General features: G+C 67.3%; 9 protein-coding genes. 6 read left to right on the top strand and 3 right to left on the bottom strand.

The genetic code is table 11. The features are described 5' to 3' along the window. Window positions 1–310: 310 nt before the first annotated feature. Together LRM18_RS19890 and LRM18_RS19885 are read right to left on the bottom strand one after the other, a co-directional pair. The gene (locus LRM18_RS19890; protein ID WP_270955339.1) at window positions 311–2020 is read right to left on the bottom strand and encodes a M28 family metallopeptidase; all 1710 of its coding nucleotides are present in this window, start codon (window positions 2018–2020) and stop codon (window positions 311–313) included. An 85-nt stretch (window positions 2021–2105) separates the two neighbouring features. After that, a complete protein-coding gene (locus LRM18_RS19885) occupies window positions 2106–2768 on the bottom strand; it encodes a hypothetical protein (protein WP_049471493.1) in 663 nt (220 codons plus the stop codon). Window positions 2769–2926: 158 nt separating this feature from the next. Between LRM18_RS19885 and LRM18_RS19880 the strand changes: the two genes are divergently transcribed. From LRM18_RS19880 to LRM18_RS19870, 3 genes are all read left to right on the top strand, one after another. Then, a complete protein-coding gene (locus LRM18_RS19880; RefSeq protein WP_270955340.1) occupies window positions 2927–4165 on the top strand; it encodes a peptidoglycan DD-metalloendopeptidase family protein in 1239 nt (412 codons plus the stop codon). 108 nt (window positions 4166–4273) lie between these two features. Further along, entirely contained in the window at window positions 4274–5722 is a 1449-nt protein-coding gene (locus tag LRM18_RS19875) for a S41 family peptidase (RefSeq protein WP_270955338.1), read from the top strand. An 83-nt stretch (window positions 5723–5805) separates the two neighbouring features. Continuing rightward, window positions 5806–6216: a hypothetical protein gene (locus tag LRM18_RS19870; protein WP_049471497.1), complete on the top strand. Its 411-nt coding sequence runs from the start codon at window positions 5806–5808 to the stop codon at window positions 6214–6216. Between the two features lie 155 nt (window positions 6217–6371). Here LRM18_RS19870 and LRM18_RS19865 read toward each other — a convergent pair whose 3' ends face one another. After that, window positions 6372–7064 (bottom strand): rhomboid family intramembrane serine protease, encoded by a 693-nt coding sequence (locus LRM18_RS19865; RefSeq protein WP_049471500.1) that lies wholly within the window; start codon window positions 7062–7064, stop codon window positions 6372–6374. Between the two features lie 226 nt (window positions 7065–7290). Here LRM18_RS19865 and LRM18_RS19860 point away from each other — a divergent pair, with 226 nt between their 5' ends. The 3 genes from LRM18_RS19860 (at window position 7291) to LRM18_RS19850 (ending at window position 10493) form a co-directional block, all read left to right on the top strand. After that, a complete protein-coding gene (locus LRM18_RS19860) occupies window positions 7291–8718 on the top strand; it encodes an outer membrane protein transport protein (RefSeq protein WP_057494742.1) in 1428 nt (475 codons plus the stop codon). Window positions 8719–8833: 115 nt separating this feature from the next. Beyond that, window positions 8834–9433 carry a nicotinamide riboside transporter PnuC gene (pnuC, locus tag LRM18_RS19855; RefSeq protein WP_270955337.1) on the top strand — a complete coding sequence of 200 codons (600 nt, stop codon included), beginning with the start codon at window positions 8834–8836 and terminating at the stop codon, window positions 9431–9433. Next, on the top strand, window positions 9420–10493 hold the full coding sequence (locus LRM18_RS19850; protein ID WP_270955336.1) for an AAA family ATPase: 1074 nt from the start codon (window positions 9420–9422) through the stop codon (window positions 10491–10493). Before pnuC ends, LRM18_RS19850 begins: the two co-directional genes overlap by 14 nt. Window positions 10494–10508: the final 15 nt, after the last annotated feature.

The raw sequence follows: 10508 nt of genomic DNA, 5'->3' as shown, positions 1-10508 counted from the left end.
AAAACCCCGCTGCTTGCGCAGCGGGGTTTTTCTTTTTGCGCAGAACGGCGGGTAGTGCCGGCCGCTGCCCGGCAACCCCATGGCCCAGCATCGTCCCGGGAGGTTCACGCGATGCGTGGATGCCCTCCGCGAGGAAGCATGGCGCCAACCAAGGTTGGCCGCTACCAATCGATTGCCGGCCAGCGGCCGGCACTACCGGCAGATCCACACCAACCGTGGATGAGCCGCCGACGGTACGCAAAAAGAAAAGCGGCGCCCCGTGGGGCGCCGCTCAGGCTTGAACCATGTTCAGTCGAGCAAGGCCCGACTTTTACTTGGCCGGGGCCTTGTCCTTCATCATCGCGTCGCGGGCGGCCTTGAACGGATTGCCTGCATACCAGTTCGGCCAACGATCGCCTGCGGCCAGTTCCTTGCCCACGCCATACATCAGCTGCAGGTCCTCGACGGTGCCGTCCAGCTTCCAGGTGGCCGCGTCGAACTCGTCCTTCGGGCCGTGGTAGCGGTTGGCGCCGTAGTCCGCTGCGGCCTTGCGGCCTGCGTCCACGCCGCCCTCGCGCAGGTCTTCGCCGCCATCGGCGTACAGGGCCGGCACGCCGGCCTTGGCGAAGTTGAAGTGGTCCGAGCGGAAGTAGAAGCCGCTCTGCACCGAGGTCTCACCATGCAGCGTACGGTCCTGGGCAGCAGCCAGCGGCTTGAGGATGTCCTCCAGCTCCGAGCTGCCGAAGCCGGTGACGGTCACGTCCTTGGCACGGCCGGCCACCGACATCGCATCGATGTTGATCACGCCGGCGATCTTGTCCAGCGGGAAGGTCGGATGGGCAACGTAGTACTTCGAACCCAGCAGGCCGGATTCTTCCAGGGTCACCGCCAGGAACACCACCGAACGCTCCGGCTTCGGATCCTGGTGGGCCATGGCTTCGGCCACTTCGAGGATGCCGGCCACGCCGGTCGCGTTGTCGACCGCACCGTTGTAGATGTTGTCGCCGGTTTCACCCTCGTGCTTGCCCAGGTGGTCCCAGTGCGCCATGTACAGCACGGCCTCGTCGGCACGCTTGCCGCCCGGCAGCACGCCCACCACGTTGCGCGACTGCTTCTGCGCGATCTGGCTCTTCAGGTCGACCGTAGCGGTGGCCTTCAGCGGCACCGGCTTGAAGCCGCGCGTGCTGGCGTCCTTGTAGGCCTGGGCCAGGTCCAGGCCGGCACCAGCAAACAGCGCCTTGGCGGCGTCGGCGCTCAGCCAGCCCTGCACCGGAATGCGGGCTTCCGGGTCATCCTTGGCCGGCAGGTCGTACTGCGGGCCGGCCCAGGAGTTCTTCACCACGTCCCAGCCATAGGAAGCGCCGGCGGTGTCGTGCACGATCAGTGCCGCGGCGGCGCCCTTGCGCGCGGCCTCCTCGAACTTGTAGGTCCAGCGGCCGTAGTAGGTCATGCGCTTGCCGTCGAACAGCTTCGCGTCGTCAACATGGAAGCCCGGATCGTTGACGAACATCACGACCGTCTTGCCCTTCCAGTCCTGGCCGGCGTAGTCGTTCCACTTCTGTTCCGGTGCGTCGACGCCGTAGCCGACGAACACCAGGTCGCTGGCATCGATCTTGACCTCCGCCTGGCCGGTCCGGGTACCCACCACCATGTCGGTGCCGAACTTCAGTTCGGTGGTCTTGCCGCCCTGGGTGATCTTCAGCACGGTCGATTCGTCGGCCGTGGTCTCGGTCATCGGCACGTCCTGGAACCAGCTGTCACCGTTGCCGGGCTGCAGGCCGATGCGCTGCATCTGGTCGCGGATGTAGTTGACCGTCAGTTCTTCGCCCTTGCTGCCCGGGGCGCGGCCCTCGAACTCATCCGAGGCCAGGGTCTTGACCATCTCGGCGAAGTCGCCGGCATTTATTTCCGGCGAGAACTGGTGGGCGGCGGGCTTCGCCGCAGCGGTATCGGTGGCCGGCGCGGTGGCCGGCGTGTCTTCGCCTTTGCAGGCGCTGAGCGCGGCCGCAGCGGCCAGGCACAGGAGGAGTTTGCGGGGCATCGTCGATTCCTGGAAAACAAAGGGCGGCCGCACCCAGGCGCGGCCGGTACACGCGAGTATCACCGAAGCGGCGGTTCCGGCGGGTTCAGTCGGCCGGGGCGGTTTCGCTGTCGAACGGGATCGGCTCGGCACCGGTGACTGGCCCGATGCGCGCGGTGCGATGCACGTACAGCACAACTTCGCGCTCGAACTGCAGCGGGCCACGGACCACCGCGTTGGGGCCGATGATCACGCGGGGCTTGCGGCTGGCGGTCAGCGAGATGCTGAAGTTCGGCTTGCGCACATGCACGCCGCCGTTGACCTGCGAACCGATACCGACGGTGATGTCACCATTGACGGTCTCCACATCCTTGCCGACGCGGCTCTCGACCAGGCCGATGCCGCCGTTGACGGTCTCGACGCCGCCTTCGATCTGGCTGCCGCGATCGCTGAAGATGCTGCCGTTGACGGTGCTGACACCGCCGCTGGCAATCACCTCGCGCCCCAGCCGCACACCGCCGTTGACCGTTTCGATCTTGCCGGTGCGGGCGCGGTCGGCAACCTTCACCCCACCGTTGACGGTGTCGATGCTGCCGGTCTCGACGCCTTCGCCGATGCGGATGCCGCCGTTGACGGTGTCCAGCTTGCCGTAGCGTTGACCCGGTTCGGCGCTGATGCTGCCGTTGACCTTGCTGATGTTCTCCTGGGCACAGACCGGCCCGGTGGCCAGCAGTACGCCCAACAGCAGCGGAATGGAAAGAGTTTTCATGGAGACCTCGAGAGATGTGCGGCTGGCAGGCCGCGTGCGGAGATGTCACCATTCCCCGGTAGCCCCCGCAACTGCCTGAAGTCACTGGAAAGCCCTTGCGCGACAACGTCTTCCCATCACGCCGACATCACATCGCCGCTGCCCGCGGCGGTCGCTGCCTGCTGCTGGGGCTGGCCGTGGCGCTGGCCCTGCCACTGCCGGGTGCTGCGCAGACCACCCGCGAGACCGAGCGCAAGCTGCAGAAGCTGCGTACCGAACTGAAGGGCGTGGCGCAGGAGCGACGGCAGATCGAGGGCCAGCGCGGGCAGGCGTCGCAGCAGCTGCGCGAGGCCGACGAGAAGGTGGCACGCACCGGGCGCGCGCTTGCGCAGACCGAGGCGGCGCTGCGCGAGCAGGCCCAGGCCCTGGCCCAGGCCGAGCAGCGCCGCAGCACCCTGCAGAGCAACCTGGCCCAGCAGCACCGCGAACTGGCCGGGCTGCTGCGCGCGGCCTATCAGCTGGGCAACCACGCACCGCTGAAACTGCTGCTGTCGCAGGACACCGTGGCCGATGCGAATCGTGCCCTGGCCTACCATCGTTACCTGCAACGCGAGCGGGCACAGCGCATCACCGCGTTGACCGCTGACCTGAAGGAGCTGGAAGCGCTGCAGGCGCAGATCGCCGAGCGCAAGCAGAAGCTGCAGGGCGCGCACCAGGACCAGAAGCAGCAGGCTGCGGCGCTGGAAGCCGACCGTCGCGATCGCGCCAGGACCGTGGCCTCGCTGGACGAGCGCTTCAAGGACCAGCGCGAGAAGGAACAGGCGCTGGGCCAGGACGCCAAGGCGCTGGAAACACTGCTGGCCAACCTGCGTGCTGCTGCGGCCCGTGCGGAGGCCGAGCGCCGGGCCGCTGCGCGCCGCGCGGCCGCGGAGAAGGCCGCCGCCGAGCGTGCCGCGCGCCAGGCCGCGGCACAGGGCCGGCCACCACCGCCGCCGACCAAGGTGCCGCCTGCGGTGGCATCGGCACCGGCGCCGAAGGTCGGTGGCCTGGGCTGGCCGTTGTCCGGCAACCTGCTGGCGCGCTACGGCGGCAAGCTGCCCGACGGCCGCACCAGCAGCGGCGTGCTGATCGGCGCGCCAGCCGGCAGCACGGTCACGGCCGTGGCCGATGGCACCGTCGTGTTCTCCGACTGGATGACCGGCTACGGCATGATCCTGATCGTCGACCACGGCAACGGCTACATGAGCCTGTACGCGCACAACGACACCCTGCTGAAGGATGCCGGCGCGCGGGTCAGCCGTGGCGATGCAGTGGCCAAGGTCGGCAATTCCGGCGGCCAGGGCGTGACCGCGCTGTACTTCGAGCTGCGCCGTGGCGGGCAGCCGGTCAATCCGGACAGCTGGCTGCAGCGGCGCTGAACCCGGGCTCGCCGCATGCACGGCGGATTCAACGGGAATTTAGCCGGGCTTCGCGCATAATCGGCCCATGTGCCTTGAGCACGATGCCAACGTCGACAGGAGTGCTCCATGCGCGCAGCCCGTACCGCCACCCTCTTGCTGGCCCTGTTGCCAGTGCTGTCCTGGGCGCAGCAGACCGCGCCCGCTCCGAGCCAGGAAACCGGCGGGCAGGCAGCGAACAGCGAGGAGGCGGTGACCTCGAAGGTGCCGCTGGAGGAAATCCGCCGCTTCGTGGCCGTCTACAACGCGGTGCGTGCGGCCTATGTCGATCCGGTCGATGACAAGAAGCTGATGCAGTCGGCCGTGCGTGGCCTGCTGCTCGACCTCGATCCGCACAGCACCTACTTCAACAAGGAAGATGCGCAGGCCTTCGACGAGCAGGCCAATGGCGCCTACGAAGGCATCGGTGTCGAGCTGCAGCAGCAGCCGGACAACGCCAGCATGAAGGTGATTTCGCCGATCGACGACACGCCGGCGGCCAAGGCCGGCATCCTTGCCGGTGACCTGATCATCGCCATCGACGGCAAGCCGATCAGTGCGATCGATGCCAGCGAGCCGTTGCGCGGCCCGGCCGGCAGCAAGGTGGTGCTGACCATCGTGCGCGAAGGCAGGCCCAAGCCGTTCGATGTCAGCCTCACCCGCCAGACCATCCGCGTGACCAGCGTGCGCAGCCGCCTGCTCGAGCCGGGCTATGGCTATATCCGCCTGAGCACGTTCCAGGCCGATACCGGTTCGGACTTCCAGAAGCACGTGCAGCAGCTGCAGAAGCAGTCGGGTGGCCAGCTCAAAGGCCTGGTGCTGGATCTGCGCAGCAACCCGGGTGGCCTGCTGACGGCCGCCGTGCAGGTGGCCGACGATCTGCTCGACAAGGGCAACATCGTCAGCACCCGTGGCCGGATCAGCATCAGCGACGCCCGTTTCGACGCGACCCCGGGCGACCTGCTGAAGGGCGCGCCGGTGGTGGTGCTGGCCGATGCCGGCTCGGCCAGTGCATCGGAAGTGCTGGCCGGTGCGCTGCGCGACAACAAGCGCGCGCGTGTGGTCGGCAGCCGCACCTTCGGCAAGGGCTCGGTGCAGACGGTGCTGCCGCTGGACAATGGCGATTCGGTGAAGCTGACCACCGCGCGCTATTACACGCCCAGCGGCAAATCGATCCAGGCCACCGGCATCGTGCCGGACGTCGAGCTGAAACCCGCCGCCACGCCGGCCGAGGATGCACTACCGGCCAGCCTGAGCGACTACAGCGAAGCCACCCTGCCGGGCCATCTGCGCGGCGATGACGAAGGCACCGAGGGCTACCACGCCGGTGCGGTGCTGCCGGGCGACGGCCCGATCAACGACGCACTGGCCGAGCTGAAGAACCCCGGTTCGGTTGCCGCACGGTTGAAGGCCGAAGCCGCGAAGGCAGATGCGGCCAAGGCGGCGAAGGCCGCTGCGGCGAAGCCGGAAGCGAAGGTCGAACCTAAGCCGGAAGCAAAGCCGGAAGCAAAGCCCGCACCGGCCCCGGCCAAGCCCTGACGGTAGCGCCGGGCCGTGCCCGGCGGACGCCCTGTTCATCCGCAAGGCGGCGCAGCCGAGGTGTCGCCCGATAGAATCGGTCCATGGATCATTCGAACCTCGCGACCACGATCAGCCAACTGCTTGGTCGCGATCCGTTGCCGGTTGACCGGGCCGTTGCGCTGCTGGAATCCCTGGCGGGTCGCCACGGAATCGATCCGCGCCGTGTTTATTGGTGGGCGGGCATAGCGACGGCTGATCAGACCATCCAATACGACGACAGCGATGAAGGCCTTTCCTGCTTGGCAGAACTGCTGGTGGAAGTGAACGGCGAAATGTGTCTGGTAGCGTCAGACGAGCGCGCATTGCCGTGGCCAATCTGGACTCTGCAGGCAAGTGAACTGATTCCCTTGCTCGGCGAATTGCCGTTCTTCGAATATTTCGTGGTGCTGGATGGCGGAGCCACGCTGCTGTTCGATACCCACCACAATGCGTTGGTGGTCAGTCGCGAGTGACGCTTTCGGCCTCATCACGGACCGAGCAGATCCATATCAATGAAGGAGTCGAGCACGCATAACGCTACGGGGAGTGGCTGAGCGTGGAGCCGGCCAGCGGCCGGCACTACCAGGGGGCAGAAGTGGAGCCGGCCAGCGGCCGGCACTACCTGGGGTCAGAACCCGTGCCGCTTGCGCAGGCGGCGCGCGATCGCAGCCCGCACGTAGACTCCGTACACGACGCCGAACACGAAACCGCCGATGTGCGCCCACCACGCCACCATGCCGAAGCTGGGGCCGATGTGGGCGAACACCACCTGCAGCGCGGCCCAGACACCGATCAACAGGTAGGCCGGGGCCCGTACGAACTCCAGGAACAGCCCGAGCGGAATCACCACGCCCAGCCGCGCACCCGGGAACAGGGCCAGATACGCGCCGATCAGCGCCGACACCGCGCCGCTGGCGCCGATGATGATCTGGTCCGGGCTGCCCATGGTGTAGATCGCCACCAGGTTCGAAACCGCGCCGCCGACCAGGAACAGCAGCAGCAGCCGCCACGGCCCCAGCACCCGCTCGGCCGGCAGGCCGAAGATCAGCAGGAACACCAGGTTGCCCAGCAGGTGCGACCAGTCGGCGTGCAGGAACAGGGCGGTGAACAGGCGCAGCACGCTGCCGTCCTGCAGGGTCGCCCACCAGTCCAGCGGGTGGGTCAGGCCGGTGGACAGGGCGCCCCAGTCCAGCCAGAGGCTGTTGCGGGCGTCGTCCGGGCGCGAGATCGACCACAGGAACGCCAGCCACAGTGACGCGAACAGCACGGGCGTGGCCCAGCGCAGGGCCGCCTTCTTGCGGGACGGGAGCGAGACGAACATGCCAATAGCCTAGCGTGCGCCGCTTTCGGCGGGGACGGTCCTGTTCAGCTTTTGAGACGGGAAAACCGGCTGCGCTGTTATTGTTTCATTAACGGCTCTGGGTAATACTCGCATACGGCGTCGTATGTCGGGAGGGGAATCCGGCGCGCTCCGAAGGGCTTCAGGGCCGGTCGGGCGCAGGCGCACTCAGAGCACCATCACCGCTTACCGGAGAGAGAGAACTACGATGCAAACCGCTTCCACCATTGCCCGACTGACCCTGCTGGCCGTCGGCGTTGCCGGTGCGCTGGCCGCCGCCGATGCCAATGCTGCCGCCTTCCAGCTGAAGGAAAACAGCGCCAAGGGCCTGGGCCGCGCGTTCGCCGGCTCCACCTCGACCGAAGGTGACGCCTCGGTCATCGCCACCAACCCGGCGTCCATGCGCCTGCTCGATGGCACCCTGGTCCAGGGCGACGTCAGCGCCATCAGCTTCGGCGCCAAGTTCCGCGGGCAGGGCAAGTACGCCAACGGCGCGCCGATTTCCGGTGGCAACGGCGGCGACGCCGGCATGATCGCGCCGGTTCCGGCCGCGTACTTCCACGTGCCGTTCGGCGAGAACGACAACATGCACTTCGGTGCTTCGCTGACCGTGCCGTTCGGTTTCAAGACCGAATACGACCGCGACTGGGTCGGCCGCTACAACGGCGTCAAGACCGAGCTGCAGGCCATCGACCTGGGCGTGGCGTTCTCCTATGACGTCAACCCGTACCTGTCGTTCGGTGCTTCGGTGTTCGCCGAGCGCCTGAACGTCGACCTGACCAGCGCTGTCGACACCGGCACCGCGATCAACGCCACTGCCCAGCGCACCGCTGCGGCGCGTGTGCTGGCTGCCGGCGGCACCGCGGCCCAGGCTGCGGCGGCGTCGCAGGCGGCTGCACGCCAGGCTGCCCAGCTCGGCTTCTCGCCGGGCACCGCCGATGGCTACCTGCGCATCAAGGGCGATGAAGTGTCGGTCGGCTACACCCTTGGCATGACCGTCACCCCGGTGGAAGGCACCAACATCGCCTTCAGCTACCGCTCGAAGGTCGAGCACAAGATCACCGACGGCAAGGCGGACTTCACCATTCCGCAGAATGCGGCGGCCTTCCTGGCCACGGCTGCCCCGGGTACCTTCATCGACAGCAATGGTCGCGCGACCATCACCCTGCCGGCCAGCGCCACCGTGGGCTTCACCCACCGCGTGAACGACCAGTGGCAGATCATGGCTGAAGTCACGCGCACCGCGTGGAGCAAGTTCGACCAGGTCGTCGTCGATTACGACTCCAACCAGCCGGACAGCGTGCTGCCGTTCCACTACCGTGACACCACCTTCGCGTCGATCGGTACCGATTTCCGCGTGAACGACAAGCTGACCCTGCGCGGCGGCCTGGCCTATGACCAGACCCCGACCACCGATGCCCACCGCGACGTGCGCGTGCCGGACACCACCCGCAAGTGGCTGTCGCTGGGCATGACCTACGCCGCTTCGGACAAGATGGAATACAGCGTGGGCTACACCCACCTGTTCACCAAGGATCCGAACATCACCTCGACCTCGGCCACCGGCAACACCGTGACCGGCAAGTACAAGGTCAGCGGCGACGTGCTGGCGGCTTCGCTGCAGTACAAGTTCTGATTCGGGCGATGGCCTGACGCAGCACACGGAGGGCCCCGCGCAAGCGGGGCTTTCCTTTTGTGAGCAGGGTGCCGCAGCATCCACGGCGGGCGTGGATCTACGCGACAATGGCGCGATGAACCTGTCCGATCCGAACTTCCAGCTGGAGCTGGTGGCCAACATCGCCGTTGCCGGCTCGATCCTGCTGGCCGGCCGCAACAACGTGCATACCTGGTGGCTGGGCATCGTTGGCTGCGCACTGTTCGCCGCCGTGTTCGAACGCTCGCACCTGTACGCGGACATGGTGCTGCAGTTCTTCTTCATCGCCATCAGCGTGCTGGGCTGGTGGCAATGGCTGCGTGGTGACCATGGCGCGCCGCTGCCGATCACCGCGCTGCGCCCACGTGCCTGGGCCTGGCTGGCGCCGCTGGCGGTAGTGGCCACCTTCGGCTACGGCTGGATGCTGACCCGACTGACCAACGCCTATGCGCCCTACATCGATTCGGCAGTGCTGGTGTTGAGCGTGATCGCGCAGATCCTGATGATGCGACGCAAGCTGGAATCGTGGTGGGTGTGGCTGCTGGTGAACACCGTGGCGGTGCCGCTGTACTACAGCCGTGGCCTGCACCTGACCTCGATCCTCTACATCGGTTTCTGGATAAACGCGCTGGTCGCCCTGCGCCATTGGCGCCATCTGATGCAGACCGAGGCCAAGGCAGCCGATGCCGCCGCCTGAGCGCGTTGCCCGCGGCCTGGTGGTGGGCAAGTTCTGCCCGCTGCACCTTGGCCACGAGCACCTGATCGAATTCGCTTCCACGCGTTGCCAGCAGCTGCTGGTGATCGGCTGGTCGCAGCCGGGCTTCCCCGGCTACAGCGCTGTGCGCCGAGAGCGTTGGCTGCGCGCCCGGTTTCCGCAGGCCACGGTGGCGGTGCTTGACGATGTTCGACTGGCGGCATTGTGCGTGCAGCGGGGCGCAGCGGTTCGCACGTTGCCGCAGGACAGCGACGATGAGCACGTGCAGCGCGAGTTCACCGCCTGGCTGTGCCTGAGCCTGTTCGGTGGGCCGGTGCAGGCGGTGTACACCGGTGAGGACTACGGCGACGGCTTCGCGCAGGCGCTGGCGATGCACTTCGATGCGCCGGTACGTCATGAACGGCTGGAGCGCACGCGGGATGTCGGGCAAGCCAGCGGCACCCAGCTGCGTGCCGATCCACATGCGCATCGGCACAGCCTTTCTGCCGAGGTGTATGCGGACTACGTGCAGCGCGTGGCCTTCATCGGTGGCGAGTCCAGTGGCAAGACCACGCTGGCGCGGGTGATGGCCGAACGCCTGCAGACCGCGTGGGTGCCGGAGTATGGCCGCACGCTCTGGGAGCAGCAGGGCGGCAACTTGGTGCCGGACGATCTGCTTCGCATCGCCATTACCCAGCCGCAGCATGAAGACAAGGCTGCGCGGCGGGCGCATCGCTGGCTGTTCTGCGATACCACGCCGCTGGTGACGCTGGGCTACAGCGGCTGGATGTTTGGCACGGCGCCGGAGGCGCTGCGGCAGGCTGCAATGCGGCCGTATGACCTGCTGTTCGTGTGCGCGCCGGATATTCCGTTCGACCAGGACGGCACCCGGGTAGGGGCGGCATTCCGTGCGCAGCAGCATGCCTGGTACGTGCGCGAGCTGCAGGCGCGGGGAGTCGACTATGTGCTGCTGGAGGGCGACCTGGAAACGCGCATCGCACGCGTGCAGCGCGAGCTGGCGACGCGGGCGGACAATCGGTTCAGTGTGGCCCAGCCTCTGTAGAGCCGAGCCCACGCT

This window comes from Stenotrophomonas sp. PI_27 (assembly GCF_027854495.1).
Taxonomy (GTDB): domain Bacteria; phylum Pseudomonadota; class Gammaproteobacteria; order Xanthomonadales; family Xanthomonadaceae; genus Stenotrophomonas; species Stenotrophomonas pavanii.
This window is presented reverse-complemented; position numbering and strand designations above follow the sequence as displayed.